The following is a 24,766-nucleotide window of genomic DNA, read 5'->3' as shown; positions in this document are numbered from 1 at the left end:
TTTCCGTGATCGCCCCGAACTGATTGTTCGAAGACTGCTCTGCTGAGGCCTCTAGTCCGGCAGGCATGCGGCAGATCGGAGCTGGTACTCGCTCGCGCGACCACCAAACCATAGTGGCTAACCCATCGCTGCCTGTCGTGAGCGCTAAGGTTTCCTTAGTCCCGGCCAGCGTAATTCGTTGAGTGGCTATCCTATGGATTTCATCCTTTCGGCATGACTATGTTCAATAATCTGAAGATATCGACCAAGCTTGCGCTCATGTTAGCGATCATCGCCTCGCTGGTCGTTGTTTCCAGTGTTTTTACTTACAATTCCATTGTCCGAACAGAGAATGTCGCTTTCGCCAACAGGAAGGCGAATAATTTTTTGGATGATATCGACACTCTGCTTTCCAGCCTGGTTGAGGAGCAGAATGCCATGCGGGCCTTCATGGCCAAGCCGGACAAGCAATTCATTGGACGTGTCGCTCAATATTCGAATGAAGTTGCGAAGAGGCTCGACGCCCTTACGTCAACCATAGAAGCGAACACGATGGTTTCCTTGAGGAACACCGTCGCCGAGTTCGAGAAGCAGGTTCAACAGGCGCTGGCCGAGGCAGGAAACCCGGCGACGCTGGAAAAGGTACGTGGGGAAATCTCGTCGCTCGCGCGTCTCACCAAGGTTCGCGAGATTCTCGCGGCCCTCGAAAAAACGGAGAAGGACGGTCGCGTCAGCCGTGCGGCCGAGCAGGACAGCGCGTTCTACGCGGCGAAGATGACACTTCTTGCTGGTGGCACTTTGACGATCCTCTTCTCGATATTCGCGGGCGTTCTTCTGCACTCAACCATCGCGCGGCCGCTGCTGCGCATGACGGCAATGATGCAGCGCCTCGCAGCGGGCGACAAATCGCTTCTCGTCCCGGCGGTGAACCGCCGCGACGAGATCGGCGCGATCGCAAATGCCGTCCAGGTCTTCAAGAATGCCGCAATCGAGAAGGATCGCTTGGAGGCCGAGGCGGACATGGTTCGCTCCACGCAGCTCGCGCAACGTGACCGGCAATCGGCGATCGACAATGCCAGGTCGGAGGATCTGCGTGTCTTCGTTCACGCCGTCGAAGCGAGCTTCGACAGGCTTTCGGCAGGCGACCTGACGGTGCGGATGTCGCAGACCGTCGCGGCCGAGTTCGAGCCTATCCGCGTCAAGTTCAACGAATCCGTCACGCAACTGGAAGAAGCGATCGGCTCGGTGGTCGGCGCGATCGGCTCGATGCGCGACGGCCTCAGCCAGATCACGGTCGCCGCCGGCGATCTGTCGCAAAGGACCGAGCAGCAGGCGGCGTCGCTGGAAGAAACGGTGGCATCGCTGTCCGACCTCGTTCGCGGCGTCAACCACACGGCGGAAAGTGCCGACGATGCACGCTCCGCCGCCGCTTCCGCGCGGCAGGAGGCGGAAAACGGCCGCAGCATCGTATCTCATACCGTTTCCGCGATGTCCGAAATCGACCAGTCTTCGGAAAAGATCGGACGCATCATCGGCGTGATCGACGAGATCGCGTTTCAAACGAACCTTCTCGCTCTCAATGCCGGCGTCGAGGCTGCCCGGGCGGGAGAAGCCGGGCGCGGATTTGCCGTCGTGGCGCAGGAAGTGCGTGGCCTCGCGCAGCGTTCGGCAGAAGCGGCCAAGGAAATAAAGGACCTGATCTCGACCTCTTCGGGGCAGGTCGCCAAAGGCGTCGAACTCGTCTCGGCGTCAGGCCGGAGCCTGGAGCAGATCGTCGCTCAGGTCGGCCATGTGGCTGAGATGATCGTGCAGATCGCCCATTCCGCCCGCGAACAGGCGACGTCGCTGCGCGAGGTCTCCGTGGCGGCCGACCAGATGGATAAGGTCACCCAACAAAACGCGGCCATGGTGGAGGAAACAACCGCCGCCGCCCAGAGCCTGTCGTCCGAGACCGAACAGCTTGCCGGGCTCGTCGACGGCTTCAGGACGGCATCGATCGCGGGCAGGGCGGCCGGACGGCAGACCATGCGCCCGGCGGCTGCAACGGTCCTATCGGCTGCGCCGTTGGCTCGCCCGGTCGTCCAGATGCGTGCAGTTGGCAACGGCGGCGCGGCTTCGAGAGCCCTTCCGACCACGGATGCCTGGGAAGAGTTCTGATCGCCGAAAGCTTTGTTGAGAACCCGAAGGCTACCACGCCGCAATAGGCGTGGCCCTTTTCCCTTGCGCCATCAGGCGACTTGCGGGACGATCCGATGGCGAGCCTTGGATCGACTGAAAGAGCCGTTCGTTGGTCCGCCGCTTCGTTTCCTACAGAAGCGAGCCGCGCGCCACGTTGACGAGGAGGTCTTTGGACCCGAGTGCTTCGAACATCCTGCGGCCAATGATGATGCGCGTTTAGGCTGAGGCGGCGGTCGATATCACCAGAACGACCGGCCTCTCGAGGCAGACGGCCCCGGCGGAAGTCTCAGAACGAGGGGAGGGTCGGCGGCAAGGGCTCGCCGGTCCATTTGACCGCGATCCGGTCGAGTTCTCCCGACAGCTTCATCAGATAGATCGCAGTGTTGAGATATTGGTGCAACTCGAAGTCGGAGGGCAGCACCGCCATGGAATTGCCTTGCCGGAAGAAGGTGAAGCCGACCTGAAGCCCGGCCTGCGGGACCTGACGCAGGAAGCCGGCGGCGACGGTGGAGGGCAGGGCGGCGGCATCCACCTTGCCCTCGGCAAGCGCCTGCGCGGCTTTGGAATCGTCTTCGTATATCACGATCTCCAGCCCCTCGATTTCGGCGCGCCGAAGCGCTTCTTCCTGCGAGGAACCGCGATTGACCGCGATACGCTTTTTCCTCAACTGGTCGAGCCCGTCGAACTTCTCCTTCGGACCGGACACGATCACCATGTTGAAGGCGGAATAGGGCGTGGTGAACATCACCGTCTTGGCGCGCTCGCCGGTCGGCGCGAGGGTGGCGACGAGGAAATCGACCTGCCCCGTTTGAAGGGCGGGAATGCGGGCGGGGGGCCTCAGCGGCACGAGTTCCACCGGCAGGTTCATGTGCTTGGCCACGAGCTTGGCGACATCGACGTCGTAGCCGCTCGGATTGCCGTTCTCGTCCACCATGCCCATCGGCGGCGTGCCCGTCAGAACGCCGATCTTCACCGAGCCGCGCGACTGGATATCGGCGAGGGTGACGGCCTTCGCCACGGCCGAAAGGCCGGACATGGCCATGGCCAGAACGATCCCGCCGATCAGCGCTCTCGCGACGGTTCGCCTCTTCACTGGAGCCAAGTTCTTTCCTCCCTCGACCTTCGTCCGCGAAGATCGGTCCGCGCGAGTCCCCATCTCGCGACAACGTCCTATTCCGCGCCTTGCCAAGAGCGCAATGCTTTCGGTGTGTACGTCGGATGCGAGGAAGATCGCAGCTCCCGGCAACTCCTCGGCCTTGTGCCCGCCTCGTTGGCGGGCCGCGTTGGCATCCTTCCCCTTCTCGTGCGGTCGCGAACGATCGCACCCGTTGGTCATGCGGTTCACCCGTTCCAATCGGGATGAACGGCGGCGTCGTGCGGGCGAAGAAGGAAGCGGCGGAAGACGTCCCCATAGCCGCGATAAACCAGCCCGCCGTTTCGCTCGATCAGCGCTCCGCGCTCGGCGCGGTACATCGCCGGCAGGCGATACCAGGGTGCGGCCGGACGCAGGTGATGGAGGACGTGCAGGTTGTTGTGAAGGAAAAGCAGGGCAAGGGGACCGGCATCTTCCACGATGGCCGTCCGCTCCTCGCTTCGTTCGGCCCAGCGGTGTTCGGCGAAGGAGCGGATGCGGCTGAGCGAAGCCCCCGTCAGCACGAACGCCAGGAGATAGATGCCAAGCGGCATTTCGCAGACCAAGATGACCCAGGCGAGGACGCCGGCGCAGGCGAGAAGATGCAGCGCCCATGCCTTCGCGTGGCGGTGGTCTCCCCTGGCGAAAGCCAGCGCCTCGGTGAGAAGGAAGCCGAACACCATCACGAAGGGACCGACCAGAAGGCGGCCGAGGATCGTGTTGTTGAAGGCGACGAGCGCGCGGGCGACGGGGCCGAGCCGCGCCCAGACCGCATCCGTCAGATAGGCCGATTCGGGGTCTTCGATCGGATCGGTCAGGCTCTCGTCGTTGTGGTGGCGAAGATGGGACTTCTTGTAGATCGCATAGGGAAGCCAAAGAGACAGCGGCACAGAGCCGAAGGCGTCGTTGACGACCCGCCGCCGCGTCGGATGCCCGTGCATCACCTCGTGCTGAAGCGATCCGTGCCAAGCGACGAACCAGCCGCCGGCGAGCATCAGAAGCGGCAAGGGCAGGGCGGACCAGAAGAAGGTGGCGAGAAGCCAGCCGCCATGGATCAAGGCGGCGAGCGCGACCGTCGGCCATTCGATGGGTCGGGCATGCCGTCGCCGTCCGCTCATGGAAGCTTTCCTGTCCGGTGAGGACGGGAAGGCTAGACCAGTCTACTGTATCAGTAGAGAAATGGCTTTCCATCCTCCGAACTATGAGGGAAAGCGCTTTGCCGAAAGATGCCATTCGGCGGCGTTCGCGTTCAGGCGAGAACCGGGTAACCGAGGGCGCGGCTCGTTTGCTCCTGCGCCAGAATGACGTCGAAGGCGGCGCGGTCCAGCCGTTCGACGCGCAGAAGGCGATGGGCGTCGCGCGTACCGTCCGGGCCGATCTCCTCGACGCTGGCGCGGAGGGCTTCGAACAGGGCGTCCACCTCCGCGTCGCTGGCGCCGGCACCGGTGACGAAGGGCAGCGCGGGCGCGGCGGGCGTCAGGTCGAGGACCCGAAGCGGCAGCGTCGGCTCGGCGTCCAGCGCGAGGGCGAGCGTTACCGCGTCGATCGCCGCCGCATCCGCGACCCCTTCGAGAACGGCGTCGATCGAAGCCCGGTGGCTGCCGGTCTCGACCAGCGACGCGAAGAAGCGACCGCCTCGCGCGAGCGGCGCAATTGTCGCTCGCAGCGCGTTGTAGCCCGATTGCGAATGGTCGCTGTTGAAGGCTGCGACGCGCCCGCGAAGGTCTTCCACCCCTCGCGCCGCGTCTTCGGCGCGCACCACGATCGCCGATCGGTAGAACGGCCCTTCGCATCCCGGCGCGTCATAGTGCGGCACCGCGACGAGCCGCACGTGGTCGCGCAACGCTGTCACCATGGGATAGCCGCAGGTCTGGCTCAGAAGGAGGTCCGGGACACGCCAATGCGCCATGAGGTCGGCCGGCTCGGTGACGGTCGGCGCAAAGCCCCGCGACTTCAGATGAGCCGTCAGCACGGAAAGGAAGCGTTCACGCGCCGCGCGGGGCACGTCGTACATGGGAAGGGAAACGAGGGAAGGGCGCAAGGCGGGTTCCGAGACGTTGGCGAGTTCACCGGTCCGGGGAGCGGTCACCCGAACCGGAAGCATCCATTCGCGCGGTCCTGCGCGTCAAGTGGGGCAACCGCCGCGATCTCAATCCACGAAAACGCGCGTGCTGGCCGCCGCGCCCTTGGCGTCCACCACCGAGATGTCGAGAAATCCGGGCTCTGCCGGGCGGAAAGCGGCTTGGCGGGCGTAAAGGCCCCGCTCCACCGGCGCGCCGTCGACATACCATGTGAAGGGCGGCGTGCCGTTGCGCAGCTTCAGGGCAAGGGCCGCGTTCCTGTTTTCCGCAAAGCCGAGTTCGATCCGCGTGGCGTTCGGCGGAAAGACGATCTCCGGTCCGCCTGCGTCGGTGAGCTTCGAGCCGGCGGCGCGGCCGACCATGCGCAAGGGCGGCGGCAGCGTGCCGCTGGAACCGGCCAGAATGCCGGGCGGCGGGACGGGTAGGCGGTTTTCCGGCCCGATCCGGGAAAACACGTCGCGCATCACCGGCACCGCCGCGTCCTGCCCGACGAGGCCCGGCACCGGCGCGCCGTCCGGCCGCCCGATCCAGACCCCGACGACATGGCGTCCGTCATAGCCGATGCTCCAGGCGTCGCGATAACCGAACGAGGTGCCGGTCTTGTGGGCGATGGTGCCGGGCGATCCCTTCACCGTCCCCGTCGCGCCGGCGAGAACCGAGGTGACGTACCACGCGGCTTGCGGCGACAGGACCAGCGCCCCGGCGGCTTGCCCGAGCGCGCTCGCCGCGCCCGCTTCTTCGCGCAACGGGCGGGCGACGCCGCCATTGGCGATGGCGCCGTAGAGCGACACGAGATCGCGCAAGGAAAGGCCGAGCCCGCCGAGACCGATGGCGAGGCCAGGCAGGCTGCGATTGCCGAGTTCCGGCTCGGCCCCCGCGCGGCGCAGCCGTTGCACCAACCGCGCCGGACCGACGCCTTGCAGAAGCTCGATCGCCGGCAGATTGCGCGAGAGTTGCAGGGCGCGGCGCGCGGTGATGACGCCCTCGAACGTGTGGTCGAAATTCTGCGGTGCGTAGCCGGCGAAGGCGCGCGGCCGGTCATCCACGAGGCTTTCGGGATGGGCCAGCCCGCGCTCGAAGGCAAGGCCGTAGATCAACGGCTTCAGGGTGGAGCCCGGCGAGCGCAGCGCCCTTGTGAGATCGACATGGCCCTGCCGTCCTGCATCCAAGAGGTCGGGCGAGCCGAGCGCGGCCAGAACCTCGCCCGTTTGATGGTCGCTGACGAGAATGGCGAGGCTCAGCGGAGGGCTCATCGCCGCGATCCGCGCGCGGGCATAGGTTTCGACGCGGGCCTGCAGCCCGGCATCCACCGTCAGCGCGATGCGGCGAGCGTCGGGATGCGCTTGTCGCGCCCGCTCGGCGGCATGGGCGGCCAGCATCGGCATCGCGCGGCGGCGGGCGGGCAGGTCCTCCGCGCTCGCCCGTTCCACTTCCTCGCGCTCCAAGATGCCGAGCTCCGCCATTCGGGTGAGAACCCGGTCTCGCGCGTGTTTGGCGGCGGCCGGGTGGAGATCGGGGCGAAAGCGCTCCGGCGACTGGGGCAGGGCGACGAGAAGCGCTGCCTCGCCGGCCGTCAACCGCCGGGGCTCCTTGCCGAACCAGGTGAGGCTTGCGGCGCGCACGCCCTCGATATTGCCGCCATAGGGCGCAAGGCGCAGATAAAGGCCGAGAATGTCGTTCTTGGAGCGCGTTCGCTCCAGCGCCGCCGCGCCCACGACCTGATCCCATTTGGCGACGAGGCTGCCGGTCGGCAGGCGTTGGAGAAGCCGCGCCACCTGCATGGACAAGGTCGAGCCGCCGGATACGAGGCGACCGTGCCGCGCCGATTGCCAAAGAGCGCGAAGCACCGCGCGCCCGTCGACCCCGCCATGCTCGTGAAAGCGCTTGTCTTCCCAGGCGAGCAGCATCGTCAGGAAACGCGGATCGACATCGTCCAGCCCCGCCTCCAGCCGCCAGCGGCCGTCGGGGGCCGCGAAGGCGCGCAGGATCGCGTTTTCCCGATCCACGACGAGCGTGCCGGTATCGGGCTCGCGCAAGCTCTCCGTCGCCGCCGCGACGGTGCGATCGAAGGCGATCCAGCCGGTGCCGAGCGTGAGAGCGCTCAGCAGGGCACCGGCGGCGATCGCTCGCCAGCGCCGCCGCTTCGTCACTGCCGCGCGCCGACGATCGTGACGCTGCCCGCTTCCGTGCGGGCGCGCCGTTCCGGCCGGTACATGTCGAAGACGCTCGCCGCCGGATCGGCGAAGGTGCCGGGCGACACGGCGCGCAGGATGAAGGCGAAGCGGAAGGGCGCGGTGTCGCCGGTCGGCTTGTCCACCGCCGCCAGGAACCGGTCGGCGCGGAACTCGACATGCGCCGGGGCGTCGGAAAGCTCCAGGAAGTCGAGCGCTCCGACATCGCCGCCCTTCACGATCGCGGGATTGTCGATCTCGAAGCCGGCGGCCAGCGGCACGTCGATCATGAGGCGGCCGGGCGCGTCGTCCCCCGGCTGCGCTTCCACCACGGCCACCACGCGCTCGCCCTGGCCGACGGTCGAGGCGTCGATCTCCTTGCCTTCCAGCGAGTAATAGGACACCGAAATGTCGAAGCCTGCGCTTTCCGCCGGCGGCGCCTGCACCGGAACGCCGGCCACCGTCAGTTCGACATAGGCCGGCGCATCGCTGCGATTGGCGAGTTCCAGCGGGGTGGCAAGGTCGCCGGCATCGAAGCTCGCGACATAGCTGCCCTGATGGGGCTGGCCGTTGACGGCGAGGTCCAGAGGTTTGCCCCCGAGAAGCGCATGGGCCGCAAGAAGCGACCACGCATCCTCCTGCGTCGAGGAATAGCGCGCTCCGGCGCGTTCCCGCCCGACCTTGGCGATCAGCGGATCGACACCGACGCCATCGACGCGCGTTTCGAGCGCCAGCGTCAGGACGGCCGCGCCGTCGCGTAAGGACGTGCCGTAGTCGGTGCGGGTCGCGGCGTCGCCTTCGCCCTTGGCGGCGCTCGACACGGCGGCCTTCAGCACCGTTTGCGCCCGGACCCGGTCGCCGTAGAGAGCCAGCGCCGCGCCGAGCTGGGCCTTCGCCAGCGGCGTCGGAAAATCGCCGAGCTGCGTGTCGGCCGTGTAGCGCAGGTCGCCGATCGCTGCCCGCCCGTTGCGGGCGAGGACGTAATAGGCATAGGCGACCGGACCCCAATCCGGTTTCTCCGGCAGGTAGGCGAGCGAATTGCGCAGGTTGTCGAGAGCGAGCGTCAGCCCTTCCTCGGGCACCGCATAGCCCGCTTCGCGCGCCCGCGTCAGGAAGTCGGAAACATAGGAATCCAGCCAAAGATCGCCTTCTCCGGGCGACCAGAGACCGAAAGCCCCCGACGAGGACTGGTTGGCCAGAACGCTTCCCACCGCCTTCTGGACGCGCTCCTTGACGTCGCCGGCGCGCGATTGACCCAGACCCGCCGCGACCACCGTCTGGTCGAGGTAGACGAGCGGCAGGGCGCGGCTGGTGATCTGTTCCGTGCAGCCATAGGGGTAGAGATCGAGCGCGCGAACGAGCCCCGCGATGTCGAAGCCCTCGTTTGGCGTGACGGTGAGCGCCACGCGGCCGGTGCCGGGCACGAAATCGCTCAGGCTGTCGGCCCCGACCGTCAGCTTGCCCGTCGACGGAACAAGGGCGATGCGGCTCTTTTTCAGAACCTCGGGCGCCAGCGAGCGCACCGGCAGAACGAAGCTCTTGTGGAGAACCGCGCCGTCCGGCGTCGTCAGGGCGAGGTCGAAGGCGGCGTCGCCCGGATGGTCGGCGCGGATCGGCACCAGCACGCGGCCGTGGCCCTTCTCCGTAAGATCCAGGGTGCTGGCCGCGTTGGCCTCGGGCGCGACGACGCCTTCGCCCCCCGTCAGCGCCAGCGCAACACGTCCGACCGGGCCTTCGACATGCGTCACGTCCACGGAGATGCGCGAGGTGTCGCCGGGCGCGAGGAAGCGCGGCTGGCTGACCTGCATGACGATCGGATCGCGCACCACCATGTCGGCGCTGGCTTCGCCGACGCCGGTCTTGGACCAGACCACAGCCATGAGCTTCAACTGGCCCTGGAAGTCCGGCAGGTCGAGGGGCACGCGGGCGGTGCCGTCCGCTTCCACGGTGACGAGGCCGGAAAACAAGGAAACGAGATCGTCCATCGGCGGTGGCGAGGCGATCGACGCGCCCGCGTCGCCGCCGGAGCGCACCGCGCCGGGCGCGCCCTGCATGCGGTCGATCAGCTTGCTGTAAAGGTCGCGGATATCGACGCCGAGACGTTTGCGGCCGAAATACCAGTCCTTCGGCGCGGGCGGCTGGAAGTCGGTGACGTTCAGAATGCCCTGATCGACCGCGGCGAGCGTCAGATAGGCGGTTTCGCCGGACTGGATGCCGGCGACCTTCACCAAGGCCTCCGTCACGCCGCGCGGCTTCACCGTCGCCGGCGCTTCGATCGAGACCGTCAGCGCCCGCTCGCCCGGATCGACGCCGGCATAGGCGAGGCCGATCGCCCGGCCGGGCATCTGTTTCTCCGCGATGCTCATCGGCCGGTAGAGAACCGCCGTGACATAGGCTCCGGGACCCCAGTCATGCGTCACGTCGAGTGTCACGTCGGCGCCCTCTGCCGGGATGTCGGCTTCGACCCTTTGAACGACGCGGTCGTCCATCACGAGGACTTCCGCCTTGCCGGCAAAGCGCGGTTCGATATGCACCACCGCCGTGTCGCCGACGGCATAGCGAGGCTTGTCGAGCGAGAGCTTCAGGATGTCGGGCGTCTCCGCCGAGCGCGCGGCGACGTACCAGCCGGCATCGAAGCCGACGCTCGCGGGCAGCGCCGCGCCCGAAGCGTCCGAGATTTCGAGACGGTAGGAGCCCCACGAGACCGGCAGCGACAGGTTGGCCGGCTCATTCGCCTTCAGATCGGCGGTGCCGCTGGAAACGCGCTCGACGCGTTCGATCGGCTCGTAGTTCCAGCGTCCGCCCGAGCGGTACCATTGATAATCGCGGATGACGCGGCTCAGCACCCAGCGCGCGCCGGAAAGATCGGTCGCCTTGCCGTCTAGGCCGAGCGCGACCACGGTGAAGCCCGCCTGTTCGCCGTCGCCGACGGAACCGGCGAAGAGCGGGCGGATGCCGATGCGCGTTTTCGTGGTCTCGACCGGCAGAACCGCCTCGCGTTCCACCGGGCGGCCGCCGGGATCCGTGACGCGCAGCCGGATCGCGGCTTCCAGGGGACGCGTCGTCACCGGCGCTTCGAAGGGGGCGAGCACGGCTTCGGCATGGCCGTCCTCGCCCGTGGTCACGGGCTCGATCGGCAGAACGGTCGGCGTCGGCTGGTCGTCGGACAGCCCGAAGGAATAGGCCTCGAAGCCCGGCACGTTTGAGGCGGGGCGCAGGATGGCTTCGCCCTCGACGGCCAGATTCGGCGCGGGCGCGCCGAAGAGGTAGTTGACGTCGATCGGCAAAGGCGGCGGCGCTGCCGGATCGAGCCGGCCTTCGAGCTTCAAGTCGAAGGCAAGGCGCTGCGGCTCGAAATCCTCGACCCGAACGCTCGTCGTGGCGAGCGCCGGGCGCTTGGGATCGGTATGAAGCGCGAAGCGCCACACGCCGCGCATGGCCGCCTGTGGCAAGGCCAAGCTCCAGACGAGACCGCCCGCGCCCCCGTCGGTCAACGTTTCGCGCCGGAATTCAACGCCGTCCGGCCGTGTCGCGATGCCGGTCAGCGTCAGCCCTTGCGAGGCGAGCGCCTGTCCATCGCGGAGAAGTGCGGTGAGGTTCACCACGTCGCCGGTGCGGTAGATGCCCCGGTCGCTGGTCAGGAAAACGTCGAGCGGGCCGGCCTTCGCCCGTCCCTCGACACCGCGATCGGTGAGGTCGAAGGGCGAGGCCGTGAGGTCCAGAAACGAGAAATCGCGCTCGCGGCTCGCCATCAACACGGCGGGGCCGTCGCCGGCCAGACCCTTCATCAGGCCGGGCGCGAAGCGGGCATGGCCTTCGTCGTCCGTCGTGGCGGTGCCCAGAATCTCGTTGTTGCGGGCCACGAGCTGAAGTTCGATGCCTTTGAGCGCCTCGGCGGAGCCGAGCGAGCGCGCGAAGACATGGAGCCCGTCCTCGCCGGCAAAGCTCGTCAGCCCCAGATCGGTGAGAACGAACCATTGCGTGGCGTCCGCCGAATAATCCTCCTGCGGCTGGTTCTCGGCGCGCGCGGTGAGGATGTAGACGCCGGGCTTCAGGTCTTTGACGAGGGCCGATACGGGGATGGCGGTGGTGACTTCGGCGTTCACCTCGCGGGACACATCCACCGAGCCCTGCCAGACTTCCTCGCCTTGGGTTCCCGCGATCTCGTCGGCCTCGTAGCGCTCCATCTGCGACAGGAAGCGGCCTGCGCCGATGGTTGTAGCGAGCGAACGGTCGCCGAGCCGCAGGAGCCGCGCCTTCACCTTATCGGTGTTGATGGTCGTGACGGGGATCGTCGCCTCGCCGCCGGCGGGCAGCACATAGGCGTTGGACGCAAAGCGCACCGAGGGATCGCGGTCGCGCACATAGATGCTGGTATCGGCGGTCTTGGGCAGCGTTTCGCCGCTTTCCGACGACAGGCCGGCACGCACCTGGATATGGTATCGCCGGCCATGCTCGACGCCGTCGACGCAGATCTGATTGCCACGCGCCGAAACGGGCAGCGTGTCCCCGCCCTCGATGCGCAGGTAGTCGCCGGCGGTGTCGCCGTTCAGAACGGAAGCGGCCAGATTTTCGGAGAAGGTGAAGCAGATGCGGGGCGCGGCGGCGTTGTTGTCCACCGTGTTGCCGGCGATGCGGAAACCATGCGCGGCCACCGCCTCGTCGAGACGCTGGCGCACGCTCGCATTCGCGGCGAGTTTGACGCTCTCTCGCCAAACGCGAATGGCAAGCCCCCAGCTTTCGTCGCGGCCGAGGCCCTGCGCCAGGAGATCAAGCGCCAGCGCCGCGTCCGCATCATCGGGCGCGGTCGCGAAAGCGGCGATCGCGGCGGGTGTCCGCGCCTCGGTGATGGCGGCCGCCGTCTCCGTGTCCACCCCGTTCGGCGAGGCTCCAAAGGCGAGCGCGGTGCCGGCAAGGCCCTTCCAGGCCTCGGCATCGCCCGGCTCGCGCTTCAGTTGTTCGCGGAACAGGCGGGCGGCATCGCCGAAACGCGACTGCGCGAGCGCCGCCTTGGCGTCGGCCATGATGCGGTCCGCCCGCAAGCCGTCATCCTGCTTCTCCGCGCCGATCCCGGTGCGCAACGCCTTGGCCGCGTCGAGGGTCGTCTTCGGCAGGAAGGCGAGTCGGGCGAGCCGCTCGGCCTCCACGTTCTCGCTCGGCGGCTCCGACTCCACGATCCGGCCGGCTTCTGCGACGGGCGTGGATCGCAGTTCGCCCAGCGTTTCCTTCAGGAAGCAGGCTTTCGCCTTCGTGTTGAAGGTGAAGGCCTTGCAGCGCGTATCGGCAAGACAGGCGGTTTCGCAGAGATTGCGGTCGACATCGCGCATCATGTCGTAGTCGCCTCCGACATAATCGGACTGCGGCGCGGGGACGATCCGGCGCTCGGCCGCCGTTCCAGGATGGGCCGCGAGAACCATCAGCGCGGTCAGGAAGCTCAAGACGCGTGCCGATCTTGGCATATCCACCCCCATGGACGTCCCGTGACGACGGGCCCTCACCCGGCGACAGATGTGCCAGACAGACCGACACCGGGGCAAGCGAAAGTAGCGCGGGTCATCGATGTTACTCTTTCGGTGCGGCCGCGCGCGGTAACCAGCGTCATTGCGTGAACGGTTGCGTCCCGAGACGCAGCCTTCGCGAAGGAAGCACGAACTCCACGGCGGAGGAATCGGCATCCCAACGGATCACCGGCGGGATTTCGCGCGATCCGGGGCCGGGGCCGGGCAAGGGCGGCGTTTCGATCTGATGGCTGAGGCCCGGCCCCTCGATCCGGTAGCGAAGCCACCGCCGGTGCTCGCCGGCGAAGAAGGGGGCTTGCGCGAACTCCGTCACGGAAGCCGTGAAACGGCCATCGGGCGAGATGCGCGTTTCGCCGGTGCCGACCGGCATCGTCGCGAGATAGCGATAGGTGGCCATGCAAAGCAGGAGAACGGCGGCGAGAACGAGAGCCTTTCGCGGAAGGTGAAGACGATTGGGTCCGCGCCCGGCGCAACCAGTGGGCGGCACATTGGAATGAGGTTCGTCGGAGCGCATTCCCGATGCTCTTCCACGGCGCTTCGAATAAAGCCACCGTGTCGCCTCGTGCACTTGGCCTTTCTTCCCCTATCTTGATGCTCCGGCGCAGATACAACGCGAGATTGCCGATGACGCAAGGGGAGCAAGCGGTCGAGGGGGCGAGGCGGCGCGGTTTGCCGCCGGCGGTCGGTCTCGTTTTCTGGTTGGTGGTCCTGCCGCTGACTCTCATCGGTCTTGGCCTCTGGCAGCTCGATCGCTCCTCCGCCACGCGCGTCGAGGTCGAGGAAGCGGGTGTGAATATCGCGCAAAGCCTCGCCGAGATCCGGGCGATCGCTGCTGACGATCCGAATGCCGGCATCCGGTTCGAGGGCGGGCAGAGTTATTCCGCCTCGCTTGCCGCGAGCATGTTCGAGGAAGCGGCCGACGACAACGACATGCTGCAAAAGCTTGCGGCCGTCCGGCATCCGCTGGCCTATCTCACGGTCGCGGGCGGCGCGCTGGCGCTTTTCGGCGGGGGCCTCGGGCTGCTTCTGTCCGAGATCGCGGGCCGACGGGCGCGTCGCTCGCGCGACCAGCTTTTGCGCAGCTTTTCCCGGCTTCGGCTCGCGCTTCCCTTCCTGCTCGGTGCCGTGATGCTGGGGCTCGCCTTCGCCGGGCTCGGCGCGACGCTCTTCGAAACCCTGACGCTGCCGTTCTGGGGCGAGATTTCCGGCAACGCGATAAAGCTCGGTCTTGCCGGCATCCTGCTCGCGGGCCTTGCGCTTTTCTGCGCGATCACCGCCGTTCGGGGCTTGCGCCGCGTGTTCGCCCTCTTGGAACCCGAGCCGATCGTCGAGCACGCCCGCGTGGTGACGCCCGACGACGCGCCCGGCCTTTGGCAATTCGTGCGCCTCGTCGCGGGCCGGGTGGAGGCCGAACTGCCCGATACGCTCGTGATCGGGCTGACGAGCGGCTTCTATGTCACCGAAAGCCCGGTGCGGCTCCTGCCCGAGAATATGGTGATCGAGGGCCGCACGCTGCATGTGCCGGCCCCCATGCTCGAACTTCTCGACACGGCCGAGATCGCCGCCATCGTCGGGCACGAACTGGCGCATTTCGCGGGGGAGGACACGGCCTTCTCGCAGCGTTTCGTGCCGATCTATTCGAGCCTCCAACGCTCGCTCGGCGCTCTTCACCAAGCCGACCTCCGGGGCGATTTCGGCATCGGCGCGAGCTTGCGGCTCGGCTACCACGCGCTGTCGCGCTTCGATGCGGCGGTCGGGCACTGGAGCCGTCTGCGCGAGTTCGAAGCTGATCGTCGGGGCTGTCTGGCGAGCACCCCGGCGGGCGCGGCTTCCGCGCTGGTGCGAAGCCACGTGGCGGATGCGGCCGTCCATGCCGTTCTGGGCGCGGCCTTCGAAGGGCGCGGGGACGGGGGACCGGACCTCGTTTCCGCCATGCGCGCGCTCGCCCGCGAGAAGGGTTTCCCCGACCCCGACGAGCATCTGGAGGACCGCCAGCCGCACCCGACCGACAGCCATCCGCCGACGATCCAGCGCATCCAGGCGCTCGGCGTCGAGGCGGACGAGGCGTTGCTGGCGCAGGCGACGCGCCGACCCGAAGACGGCCATCCGTCTTTCGGCCGCCGGGCCTTCAAGGATTGGGACAGCTTCTGCCGCGCGTTGAGCGTGGAGTTCCTGTCGAACGCCGAAGTCGTTCGCACTGAGATCCGCGAGGAACTGGAAGCCGCGGCGGCGGGCGTCGGTGAGGAGGATGTCGTTCTCTTCGAGAATGCAGGCCCGTTGGCAACGACCATGGTCGTGATCGGCTGCGGTTTCGCCGTCGCCATCGGCTGCGTCTACCTGTTCCCGCTCCAGATGGGTTTCGGCTACGACGAAACCGGGAAGGCCATCCTGGCGGCGATTCTGGCGGTCGGCGTCGTCCTCTCCTTCGCCGCGTCCTGGTATTTCCGGCGTCGGGCAAACCGCCCGCTGATGGTCCTGACGCCGGAAACCCTCGCCTCGCACTGGCTGGCCGAACCCCTCCATTGGCACGACGTCGACTGGTATCAGGTTCACGTCGCCCAACGCCTCGCGCTGCAGCTCGGCATCAACGAGCGCGCGTCTCTTCCGGTGCGTGCGCGCTTCTCGTTCTATAATAAGGTGAAGCCCAAACGCCGGATCGTCGAACTCGACGCGATGGGCATCCGCGGCATGAAGCCCGACGCGTTCTCGGACCTCGTCGGACGCTACCTCGCCGCCGCCCATGCCCGGCGCGCCTTGGCCGCGAGAAGCGATTGAACGCGGCCATCCGCCAGCGCATCGCGCTCGGCGCGGGCTTCGTTTCGGCCTTGTGCGCGGCCTCGGTTCTGTTTGCGCCGGAAGGCCGGCTGCGCTGCACTGAGCCCTATCTCACCGAGGAAAGTCCCGACGGGCGCTGGACGATCAACGTCTGCGGCCGGCGCATGCTTTTCGCCATGCCGGGAAGCGGCAGCGACGCGCCGGGCTGGATCGTGTTGCGCGACGAGGCGGGTGCGGTTCGCGGCGTTTCCGGTCTTTCCATGCTGCAGTTCTACGGCGCAACGGCCGGCGTGGAGACCCGATGGACGCTGCGAAACGTCGAGCGTCCGATGGTGTTCGATCTGGACCTCGACCCGGCGAATGGCGCTTTCGAGCGGTGGTGGGACGAGCGCATCTGGCGTCTGCGGGCGCTGTTCCGTTTGACGCGCGACGACGAGGACGAGAGATGAGACTGGCGATCGGACTTCTGGCGCTGGCATGGAGTGTCGCGATAGTCCCACCGTCCGCGATGTCGGAAGGAATGGACCCGGTCCTTGTCGGCGGCGACGAGTTGTCCGACGCGTGCCCGAGCCTCGGCCGGGTCATCGGTCTCGATCCGAAGGGCGACGGCTTCCTGTCCGTTCGCGACGGCCCCGCAGCCAGGATGCGGGAACGGGATCGTCTTGAGCCAGGCGCCTCCGTGACGATCTGCGACGAGCGCGGGCCTTGGCTCGGCGTGGTTTATTCTCCGAAGGGAGCGTCGGTGGATTGCGATGTTTCTTCGCCCCGTCCCGCGCGGGCGCCGTATGACGGACCCTGCCGCTCGGGCTGGGTGCATAGCCGTTTCATCGAGATCGTCGCGGGGTAGGAGAAGGTCTCGGTCGCGGCTGGCTTGGCTTTGGAGAAGCCCCGCTCAACGGCTTTCAGTATCTGAGATTCCACCGCCAGCGATCGGCAAGCGGCAGGGCTTTACGCGCAGCCGAACGACGCGTCCGGAAACTCGGCCGGTTGGAAGCGCGCGGAGCGTCCGGGCTCTCGTCCGCCGCTTCTTCCAGCGCGACGGCTTCTTCGACCGGCTGCTCGACCGGAACCTCGACCGGTCTGGCGAGCGTTTCGGCCACCACCTTGCGAGGCCGGCCGCGCGGGCGCGGCGCGGGCGGCGCAGGCGTCGCGACGAGCGGTTCCGCCTCGATTGAAGGGCTTGCCTGCGCTTCCAGGATGCGCTTCGGCGCCACGATGTCCTGGCCTGCGAACAAGCGCATTGCCGCCGCGGAGGCTTCGACCGCATCGGCGGGCGGCGGGGCATCCTCGCTCAGAAGGCCCCGCAACTCGCGCCCCACATCGTCCGACCAGATCGAGGCGGGTTCGCCCGACGCGCGGCGCGGACGCCGCTTGTGTTCGACGACGAAGGATTGGGGCGGACGCTTCATACTGTTTCCACGGGGGGAGGAGGAACCAAGCACGATGCGCCCGGCCGATCGTCTAGCATCTATCCGATGCGGGGAACGATGTCCCGCTCATCTGCCCCCATAGTTGCTTAAGTTCACTGCGCTGAAAAGAGGCGAAGGTGGGCGATTTGGCCAAGCGACGGTGGAAAAGTGCCGCTCGGTGAAGCCTATCGGACTTCGCCTCTGCTCCTACTCCTTCACCGCGCCGGTCATGGACGAAACGTAGTAGTCCACGAAGAAGGAATACAGGATCACGACGGGCAGGGACCCGATCAGCGCGCCGGCCATCAGCGAGCCCCATTCGTAGACGTCGCCGCGCACGAGTTCGGTAAGGACACCCACCGGCACGGTCTTGTTTTCCGAGGACTGGATGAAGGTCAGCGCGTAGATGAACTCGTTCCAGGCCAGCGTGAAGGCGAAGATGCCGGCCGAGATGAGGCCCGGCACCGCCAGCGGCAACACGATCTTGGTCAGGATCTGCCAGCGCGTCGCCCCGTCCACCAGGGCCGATTCCTCCAGCTCGAACGGGATCGAGCGGAAATAGCCCATCAAAAGCCAAGTGCAGAACGGGATCAGGAAGGTCGGATAGGTCAGGATCAAGGCGAGGCGCGAATCGAAGACGCCGATCTGGAAGACCAGAAAGGCCAGCGGAATGAAGAGGATCGAGGGCGGGATTAGATAAGCCAGGAACACGAGGAGGCCGGTGATCCGCGCGCCGGTGAAGCGCACCCGCTCGATGGCGTAGGCCGCGAAGACGGAGGCTGCCAGCGCGATCACCGTGGAACAGGTCGAAACCAGAAGCGTGTTCCAGAGCCAGTTCGGGTAGGAGGTTTCGAACAGGAGATAGCGGATATGGTCGAGCGTCGGCCCGACCACCCAGAAGGGCGAATGGGCGGCGTAGTTGGTGAGCTGGTCGTTCGGCTTCACCGCCGTGATCGCCATCCAGTAGAACGGGAAAAGCAGGACGAACAGGAAGCAGGCGAGCGGCAGCCAGATCACCAAAATCCGGCGGGCCAGGGTGTCGTGATGCGACATGCCGACGACGTCGTCGGTGAGATGGCCGCCGGTGGGCTCGTTCGCGGTAACGGTCATGGCCTCGCTCTCAATCGGTCCCGCCCTGCTGCCATTTGCGGCGTTGCAGGCCGAAGAAGCTGAACAGGATGGCGGCAAGCAGGAACGGCACCATGGCCACCGCAATGGCCGCGCCCTCGCCGAGTGCCCCGCCGGGAATGCCGCGCTGGAAGGACAGGGTCGCCATCAGGTGCGTGGCGTTCACCGGGCCGCCCTTGGTCAGAACGTAGATCAACTGGAAGTCGGTGAAGGTGAAAAGCACCGAGAAGGTCATCACGACGGCGATGATGGGCGTGAGAAGCGGCAGGGTGATGCTGCGGAAGCGCTGCCAGGAGGTCGCCCCGTCGAGGGCGGCGGCTTCGTGCAGCGAGACCGGAATGGTCTGGAGCCCGGCGAGCAGCGAGATCGCCACGAACGGAATGCCGCGCCAGACATTGGCCGCGATCACGGAGGCGCGCGCGTTGTTCGGATCGCCAAGGAAGTTGATCGGCGCGTCGATGATGCCCGCCTGCATGAGAATCCAGGAAATGATGGAGAACTGCGAATCGTAGATCCACCAGAAGGCCAGCGCCGAAAGGACCGTCGGCACCACCCAGGGCAGAAGGATGATCGCTCGGAAGAGGTTCTTGAAGGGCAGGTTCTCGTTGAGAATGATCGCGAGCCAAAGGCCCAGCGCGAATTTCAGGACCGAGGCGACGGCGGTGTAGAGAACCGTGTTGAACACCGAGAGCCAGAAAACCCGGTCGCGAAACAGATATTCGTAGTTTTCCAGACCGATGAAGACGCCGGACCGGCCGATGGTCGTATCGGTGAAGCCGAGCCAGACGCCGAGGCCGAGCGGATAGGTGAGGAAGCAAAGAAGAAAGATCGCCGCCGGCAGCATGAACAGGAAGCCGAGCCCGTTCCGGCTTTGCGACAAGCGCTCAGATAGGGACCGGCGCCGGCTTGGCGGTGGCGATGCGGTGGAAACGGACATGGGAAAGCTCGATCTTTCAGCCTCATCGTGGGAAGGCACGGCCCGCTTGCCGGTGAAGCGGGCCGTGGCTCATGCCGGCAAGGTCACACGCGATAATAGCGGTTCGCGCGCCGCTCGGCGTTGCGGATCGCGTCTTCGGGCGCGGACTGGCCGGTGACGGCCTCGGCGAACATATCCACCAGAACGTAGTCGGCCATGGTGCCGGCCGAAGCCGCGCCGAGCGGCCCGGCATAGCCGTTGGGGCGAAGACTGGCGGAAGCCTTCGCATAGGCCGCGTGGATCGGGTTCGATGTCCAGACCGGGTTGGACTCGAAGGCCCGCAAGGGCTGGCAGCAGTAGGCGCTGGCGCCCTCGATCCAGGCGTTCATGTTGTCGGCCTGATACATGAAGGCGAGATAGGCCTTGGCGGCTTCGGGGAACTTCGTGTGCTTGAACACCGACAAGGTCGAGGCCTGCGCCAGTTCCACCGATTGCCCCACCGGCCCGATGGGTAGGTTGGTGGAGCGCATGTCCTCGGCGATCTCCTTCAGGCCTGCGTCCTTCAGCGCGGCGTAGTAGACGGACACGCCGTTGGCCGTCAGCGACACCTGACCGGCCAGGAAAGCGCGGTTGTTGTTGACGTCCTGCCAGCTTTCGGTGCCGGGGATGAAGGTCTTGTAGAGCTCCATGGCATAGTTGACGGCGGCCAGCGTTTCGGGGCTGTTGATCGTCACCTTGCCGCTCTCGTCCACCATCTTGCCGCCATGGCTCCACAGCAGCCAATGGGCGTAGTTGTTGCCGTCGCCAACGGCCTTGCCGTGCGGGAAGCCGGCGGGCGTGCCCTTGGCCTTCATCGCCTTGCAGAGTTCGAGGAACCCGGCCGTGTCTTTCGGAAACTCGGAAAAGCCGGCGGCCTTCATGTGGCTGTCGCGGTAGACGATCGCGTTGCCGATGGCGCAAACGGGCAGGGCGATGAACTTGCCGTCGCGCTTGGCGTAGGATTCGAGGCCCGGATACCAGCCGCCATTGGCCTCGCCGATGCTGGTTCCGAGTTCGGTGAGGTCCACCAGCTTGTCGGCATATTGCTGGGGATCGTCGAACCAGCTCATCACCATGTCGGGCCCGGAGCCGACATTGGCCGCCACAGCCGCCTTCGGGCGCACGTCCTCCCAGCTTTCCTTGTCGATGCGAACCTGAACGCCCGTGGCGTCGGTGAACTTCTTGGTGTTGGCGAGCCAGGCCGTTTCTTCCGCCGGCACGAAGGGCGTCCAGCGCAGGACGCGCAAGGAAGCGCCGGCTTCGGGCGTATATTGCGGGGCGGCGGCGCTTTGCGCGAAGGCCGCTCTCCCGAACGGCAGGCCAAGCCCTGCGGAAGCGGCGGCGACGCCCGCGCTGCCGGCCAGAAAGCGTCTGCGGTCGATCATGGTTCTCCTCCCAGAGGGCGGGATGCTCTTGTTTCTCGCAGCGCCAGGTCCCGCCGCCCCGGCGCGCTCCTTATTCGCCCTTGTTTCCCGTCAAAGGCGGGCGCCGCTCGCGGCGTCGAAGAGATGCACGGCGGCCGGATCGATGGAAACCGCGATCCGCTCGCCTGGCTTGACGTTCAAGCGCTCACGAAAAACGCAGGTGACGCTGGTTTTTCCGAGTTTCGCCAGAACCTGGCTTTCGAAGCCTGTCGGCTCGATCACCACGACCTCCAGCGGGATGGTGCCGCCGATATGCATGCCTTCCGGCCGGATGCCGTAGACAAGCTCCTTATTCGGCTCGCCGCGATGGCCGGACCCGAGCGGCAGGGCGATGCCGTCGCCGGTCACGAACCGCGCCGGGTCGGCGGGGTCGATCCGCCCGTGCAGCATGTTCATCGCGGGCGAGCCGATGAAGCCCGCGACGAAAAGGTTGTTCGGCCGGTCGTAGAGTTCGAGCGGCGCGCCGATCTGCTCGATCCGCCCGTCCTGCATCACCACGATCTTGTCGGCCATCGTCATGGCCTCGATCTGGTCGTGGGTGACGTAGACCGTGGTGGTGGTGAGGCGCTGGTGGAGGTTCTTGATCTCGGTGCGCATGGAAACGCGCAGCTTCGCGTCGAGATTGCTCAGGGGCTCGTCGAACAGGAACACCTGCGGATCGCGCACGATGGCCCGGCCCATGGCGACGCGCTGGCGCTGCCCGCCCGACAACTGGCGCGGAAACCGGTCGAGAAGGTGCGACAGGCCGAGGATTTCGGCCGCCGGCTTCACGCGATTCTCGATTTCAGGTTTCGCTGCGCCCTTCAGCTTCAACGAGAAGGCCATGTTCTCGGCGACCGACATATGCGGGTAGAGCGCGTAGTTCTGGAACACCATGGCGATGTCCCGGTCCTTCGGAGGCACGTCGTTGACCGCCCGCTCGCCGATGCGGATCTCGCCGCCCGAAATGTGCTCCAGCCCCGCCAGCATGCGAAGCAGCGTGGACTTGCCGCAGCCCGACGGGCCGACGAGGATCACGAACTCCCCTTCGTCGATATGGATGTCGACGCCCTTGATGACGGAATGCGCGCCGAAGCTCTTGCGAACGCCGACGAAATCCACGGATGCCATGCGTCTCGTTCCTCCCAGAACTTCGATTCGAAACCGGCGGCGGCTCTCCCAAGCCGCTGCCGGCATGTGCCGTGCTAACCGCGCCCGACGAAAGGCATCTTGGTGGCCATGATCGTCATGGTCAGGATGTTGGCGTCGAGGGGGAGCGACGCCATGTGGACCACCGCGCGCCCGACCTCCGCCGCATCCATCCGGGGCTCCGGCGCGACGCGGCCGTCCGCCTGAAGAACGCCGCCCGCCATCGCCGCCGTCATGTCGCTCGCCGCGTTGCCGATATCGATCTGGCCGCAGGCGATGTCGAAGGCGCGCCCGTCGAGCGCGGTGGATTTGGTGAGGCCGGCGATCGCGTGCTTGGTCGCCGTGTAGGGCGCGGAGTTCGGCCGGGGCGTGGTGGCCGAGATCGAGCCGTTGTTGATGATGCGCCCGCCGCGCGGGCTCTGCTTCTTCATCAGCCGGAAGGCGTTCTGCGTGCACAAAAACGCGCCGGTGAGATTGGCCGCGACCACGGTCTGCCATTGGGCGAAGGAGATATCCTCCATCGGCACGGGCGGCGCGGCCGCGCCGGCATTGTTGACGAGAAGGTCGAGCCGCCCGTGGCGCTCCTCGATCTTCGAGAACAGGGCATTCACCGAGGCCGGGTCGGCGATATCGGCGCGGATCGCCTCCGCCGCGCCGCCGGCTGCGCGAATCGAAGCCGCCGTTTCCTCCAGGACCTCCTCGCGGCGGCCGCAGATGACGACATGCCAGCCGACTTCCGCCAGCGCCTCGGCCATGGCGCGGCCGAGACCCGCCCCGCCGCCGGTGACCAGCGCGATACGGGCTGCGCCGCTTCGCGTCATTCCCCCTCCCTCCGGGCGTTGCCGCCCTTTGTCGAACCTCGTCGCCCGAGCCGTCTTCGTGCGGCGTTGAAGGCGATTGGTATATGCATCAGACCAGTTCGCCGGCCGTCTGTCCAGCGGCTCCCGCGATCAGTTTCCCGCGCCTTCGTCATCGAGGTGGGCGCGGATGATCTCGTCGAAGCTTGCATCCGCTTCGAAGCCCAAGCCTCGCGCGCGGGCTCCTTCGACATCGGGGGCCCATCCCGCGACGATGCGCATGATCGTCTCGTCGGGCTCGCGCCGGATCAGGGCGGAAGCGGCCTTTCCGCCGACGCGCTCCAGCGCCTCGATCTCCTCGGCGACCGTCGCTGACAGGCCGGGCATGGCGAGGTTGCGGCGCGGGCCGACGGCGTCGAGGTCCATCGTCGCTGCATGGAGAAAGAACTCCACCGCCGCGCGGGGAGACGCGAAGAAATGGCGCACGTCGTCGGGCACCGGCAGGACCGCCGGCTCGCCCTTCAAGGGCTCGCGCAGGATGTTGGAAAAGAAGCCCGACGCCGCCTTGTTGGGCAGGCCCGGACGGATGCAGATCGTCGGCAGGCGAATGCCGATCCCGTCCAGAAAGCCGCGCCGCGTGTAATCGGCGAGAAGCAACTCGCAGATCGCCTTCTGCGTGCCGTAGCTCGTCAGCGGCGTCAGCGCGAAATCGTCGGGGATGCGGGTGGGGAAGGGCGCGCCGTAGACCGCGATGGAGGAAGCGAAGACGACGCGCGGTTTGTGGCCGGAACGCTTGTTCTCCGCGCGGATCGCCTCGAAAAGCGCGCGCGTTCCGTCGAGATTGACGCTGTAACCCTTCTCGAAATCGGCTTCCGCTTCGCCCGACACGACGGCCGCCAGATGAAACACGATGTCGGGCCACCCTTGCGCGAAGGGCTCGCTCGCGCTTGGGGCCGCGATGTCGATGACATGCGCCTCGGTGCGGTTCTCCCAGCCGGACGGGATCGGCGGTTCCACCGCGTCCGCCAGAACCATGCGCTCGACTGGCCGTCCACCCAGCGTGCCGTCCTCCGCGATGCGCCGGACAAGGCGCTGGCCGATCATGCCGGCAGCGCCGATAACGAGAATTTTCACGGGGCTTCTCCTCCCAGAAACAGGCCGTTCATTCGTGAGGCGCGCCGCACGGTTTCGCGGCTTTGGCGATGGCGGCCTGCGTGGTGCGGTAGATCCGGTCCAGATGTTCTTCCATCGCCGCCGCCGCCTTTTCGCGATCGCGGGCCCCCAAGGCCTCCACGATCCGCTCGTGGTCGGCGATGCTGGCTTCGATCGCGCCGGGCTCGGCCACCGCATGGCGGCGGAACTCGACCATGGCCCCGAAGAGGTCCACCACGAAATCGGCAAGCGCCGGGTTGCCGCAGGCGCGGTAGATCGCGGTGTGGAACTCGCGGTCGGAGATCAGGAAGCGCACCGGGTCGCCGATCCCCGCGCGCTGGGCGCGAACGGCCTCGCGCAGAAACGCGATCGTCTCTGTTGTGATGCGCTCGGCGGCGTCGCCCACCACCGGCCGCTCCACCAGAAGCCGCGCGGCGTGGATGTCATCGAGACTGTAGCGATCCACGGCGCGCGGTTCGCGAAGCGGGCGGAACGGTGCCGGCAGGGCATCCGAGACGACGCGTGTGCGCGCTCCGTGCGCGACCTTCAACAAGCCCTGCGCGCCCAGAATCGCGATCCCGGCGCGCACCGATTCCCGGCTGACCTGCAGAGCGGTTGCCAGATGCCGCTCGCTCGGCAGATCGTCGCCGACCTTCAGAATGCCGGCGGCGATCAGAAGAGCGATCTTGTCCGCCACCCCGTCGCGCACGTTGCGGCGCACCACCGCTTCGCGCAGTTCGGGGGCGTTTTCCAGAACGAAACGGGCAAGCGGATCGACCAAAGACGACAACTGGTCTTTATTCCAGACCAGCGGAGCCTATCGCTGAAACGGCGATCTTTCAAGCGGTGCCGCGGCGTCCAAGCATCGTGGTCGCAACGGACAGATGAAGTTCCATAACATATCTTATCGAACTTAAAGATGCATCCGTAGTCTCAAT

Annotated in this window: 18 protein-coding genes; 4 read left to right on the top strand and 14 right to left on the bottom strand. The window is 66.8% G+C overall.

Translation table 11 applies throughout. From position 1 onward, the window contains the following. Positions 1–213 precede the first annotated feature (213 nt). Positions 214–2,136 (top strand): methyl-accepting chemotaxis protein, encoded by a 1,923-nt coding sequence (locus F9929_RS15530; RefSeq protein ID WP_456236796.1) that lies wholly within the window; start codon positions 214–216, stop codon positions 2,134–2,136. Between the two features lie 307 nt (positions 2,137–2,443). Here F9929_RS15530 and F9929_RS15525 read toward each other — a convergent pair whose 3' ends face one another. From F9929_RS15525 to F9929_RS15500, 6 genes are all read right to left on the bottom strand, one after another. Further along, the gene (locus F9929_RS15525) at positions 2,444–3,199 is read right to left on the bottom strand and encodes a transporter substrate-binding domain-containing protein (protein ID WP_152047526.1); all 756 of its coding nucleotides are present in this window, start codon (positions 3,197–3,199) and stop codon (positions 2,444–2,446) included. Positions 3,200–3,498: 299 nt separating this feature from the next. Then, positions 3,499–4,407, bottom strand: coding sequence for a fatty acid desaturase (locus tag F9929_RS15520; protein WP_152047493.1), 909 nt, complete (start codon positions 4,405–4,407; stop codon positions 3,499–3,501). 131 nt (positions 4,408–4,538) lie between these two features. Beyond that, positions 4,539–5,378 (bottom strand): phosphate/phosphite/phosphonate ABC transporter substrate-binding protein, encoded by an 840-nt coding sequence (locus F9929_RS15515; protein WP_193227788.1) that lies wholly within the window; start codon positions 5,376–5,378, stop codon positions 4,539–4,541. A 60-nt stretch (positions 5,379–5,438) separates the two neighbouring features. Then, positions 5,439–7,520, bottom strand: coding sequence for a penicillin-binding protein 1C (gene pbpC, locus F9929_RS15510; RefSeq protein ID WP_152047491.1), 2,082 nt, complete (start codon positions 7,518–7,520; stop codon positions 5,439–5,441). Beyond that, complete coding sequence (locus tag F9929_RS15505; protein ID WP_235919343.1) at positions 7,517–12,979, bottom strand: alpha-2-macroglobulin family protein; 5,463 nt, start codon at positions 12,977–12,979, stop codon at positions 7,517–7,519. The genes pbpC and F9929_RS15505 overlap by 4 nt, the downstream gene beginning before the upstream one ends. 160 nt (positions 12,980–13,139) lie before the next feature. Then, complete coding sequence (locus F9929_RS15500) at positions 13,140–13,574, bottom strand: hypothetical protein (RefSeq protein WP_152047489.1); 435 nt, start codon at positions 13,572–13,574, stop codon at positions 13,140–13,142. A 110-nt stretch (positions 13,575–13,684) separates the two neighbouring features. On the opposite strand from F9929_RS15500, the gene F9929_RS15495 reads away from it, so the two are divergent. The 3 genes from F9929_RS15495 to F9929_RS15485 are packed head-to-tail and all read left to right on the top strand — an operon-like array spanning position 13,685 to position 16,682. Beyond that, positions 13,685–15,835 (top strand): M48 family metalloprotease, encoded by a 2,151-nt coding sequence (locus tag F9929_RS15495; protein ID WP_152047488.1) that lies wholly within the window; start codon positions 13,685–13,687, stop codon positions 15,833–15,835. Continuing rightward, positions 15,832–16,284, top strand: coding sequence for a hypothetical protein (locus F9929_RS15490; RefSeq protein ID WP_152047487.1), 453 nt, complete (start codon positions 15,832–15,834; stop codon positions 16,282–16,284). The genes F9929_RS15495 and F9929_RS15490 overlap by 4 nt, the downstream gene beginning before the upstream one ends. Further along, a complete protein-coding gene (locus F9929_RS15485; RefSeq protein ID WP_152047486.1) occupies positions 16,281–16,682 on the top strand; it encodes an integron in 402 nt (133 codons plus the stop codon). Before F9929_RS15490 ends, F9929_RS15485 begins: the two co-directional genes overlap by 4 nt. A gap of 55 nt (positions 16,683–16,737) precedes the next feature. On the opposite strand, the gene F9929_RS15480 is transcribed toward F9929_RS15485, so the two are convergent. The 8 genes from F9929_RS15480 to F9929_RS15445 form a co-directional block, all read right to left on the bottom strand. Next, on the bottom strand, positions 16,738–17,244 hold the full coding sequence (locus F9929_RS15480; RefSeq protein ID WP_152047485.1) for a hypothetical protein: 507 nt from the start codon (positions 17,242–17,244) through the stop codon (positions 16,738–16,740). Between the two features lie 207 nt (positions 17,245–17,451). Beyond that, on the bottom strand, positions 17,452–18,354 hold the full coding sequence (locus F9929_RS15475) for a carbohydrate ABC transporter permease (protein WP_152047484.1): 903 nt from the start codon (positions 18,352–18,354) through the stop codon (positions 17,452–17,454). A gap of 10 nt (positions 18,355–18,364) precedes the next feature. Continuing rightward, positions 18,365–19,216, bottom strand: coding sequence for a carbohydrate ABC transporter permease (locus tag F9929_RS15470; RefSeq protein WP_235919349.1), 852 nt, complete (start codon positions 19,214–19,216; stop codon positions 18,365–18,367). 176 nt (positions 19,217–19,392) lie between these two features. After that, complete coding sequence (locus F9929_RS15465) at positions 19,393–20,712, bottom strand: ABC transporter substrate-binding protein (RefSeq protein ID WP_152047482.1); 1,320 nt, start codon at positions 20,710–20,712, stop codon at positions 19,393–19,395. A gap of 90 nt (positions 20,713–20,802) precedes the next feature. After that, on the bottom strand, positions 20,803–21,861 hold the full coding sequence (locus F9929_RS15460) for an ABC transporter ATP-binding protein (RefSeq protein ID WP_152047481.1): 1,059 nt from the start codon (positions 21,859–21,861) through the stop codon (positions 20,803–20,805). 74 nt (positions 21,862–21,935) lie between these two features. Next, on the bottom strand, positions 21,936–22,700 hold the full coding sequence (locus tag F9929_RS15455; RefSeq protein WP_152047480.1) for an SDR family oxidoreductase: 765 nt from the start codon (positions 22,698–22,700) through the stop codon (positions 21,936–21,938). A 129-nt stretch (positions 22,701–22,829) separates the two neighbouring features. Then, positions 22,830–23,810, bottom strand: a complete 981-nt coding sequence (gene denD, locus F9929_RS15450; RefSeq protein WP_152047479.1) for a D-erythronate dehydrogenase — start codon at positions 23,808–23,810, stop codon at positions 22,830–22,832. A gap of 28 nt (positions 23,811–23,838) precedes the next feature. Further along, a complete protein-coding gene (locus F9929_RS15445) occupies positions 23,839–24,618 on the bottom strand; it encodes a FadR/GntR family transcriptional regulator (RefSeq protein ID WP_328595997.1) in 780 nt (259 codons plus the stop codon). Positions 24,619–24,766: the final 148 nt, after the last annotated feature.

It is taken from the genome of Aureimonas psammosilenae (genome assembly GCF_009176975.1).
Lineage (GTDB): Bacteria > Pseudomonadota > Alphaproteobacteria > Rhizobiales > Rhizobiaceae > Plantimonas > Plantimonas psammosilenae.
Note: the sequence above shows the minus strand (reverse complement) of the source record. Positions and strands in the feature narration are given on the sequence as shown.

Excerpts from the sequence above, each read along its gene's own strand:
- F9929_RS15525 (WP_152047526.1), bottom strand. The coding sequence starts at position 3,199 with ATGGCCATGTCCGGCCTTTCGGCCGTGGCGAAGGCCGTCACCCTCGCC.
- F9929_RS15485 (WP_152047486.1), top strand. The coding sequence starts at position 16,281 with ATGAGACTGGCGATCGGACTTCTGGCGCTGGCATGGAGTGTCGCGATA.
- F9929_RS15480 (WP_152047485.1), bottom strand. The coding sequence starts at position 17,244 with ATGAAGCGTCCGCCCCAATCCTTCGTCGTCGAACACAAGCGGCGTCCG.
- F9929_RS15470 (WP_235919349.1), bottom strand. The coding sequence starts at position 19,216 with ATGCTGCCGGCGGCGATCTTTCTTCTTTGCTTCCTCACCTATCCGCTC.
- F9929_RS15530 (WP_456236796.1), top strand. The coding sequence starts at position 214 with ATGACTATGTTCAATAATCTGAAGATATCGACCAAGCTTGCGCTCATG.
- F9929_RS15455 (WP_152047480.1), bottom strand. The coding sequence starts at position 22,700 with ATGACGCGAAGCGGCGCAGCCCGTATCGCGCTGGTCACCGGCGGCGGG.
- F9929_RS15500 (WP_152047489.1), bottom strand. The coding sequence starts at position 13,574 with ATGCGCTCCGACGAACCTCATTCCAATGTGCCGCCCACTGGTTGCGCC.
- F9929_RS15520 (WP_152047493.1), bottom strand. The coding sequence starts at position 4,407 with ATGAGCGGACGGCGACGGCATGCCCGACCCATCGAATGGCCGACGGTC.
- F9929_RS15465 (WP_152047482.1), bottom strand. The coding sequence starts at position 20,712 with ATGATCGACCGCAGACGCTTTCTGGCCGGCAGCGCGGGCGTCGCCGCC.
- F9929_RS15495 (WP_152047488.1), top strand. The coding sequence starts at position 13,685 with ATGACGCAAGGGGAGCAAGCGGTCGAGGGGGCGAGGCGGCGCGGTTTG.
- F9929_RS15475 (WP_152047484.1), bottom strand. The coding sequence starts at position 18,354 with ATGACCGTTACCGCGAACGAGCCCACCGGCGGCCATCTCACCGACGAC.
- F9929_RS15460 (WP_152047481.1), bottom strand. The coding sequence starts at position 21,861 with ATGGCATCCGTGGATTTCGTCGGCGTTCGCAAGAGCTTCGGCGCGCAT.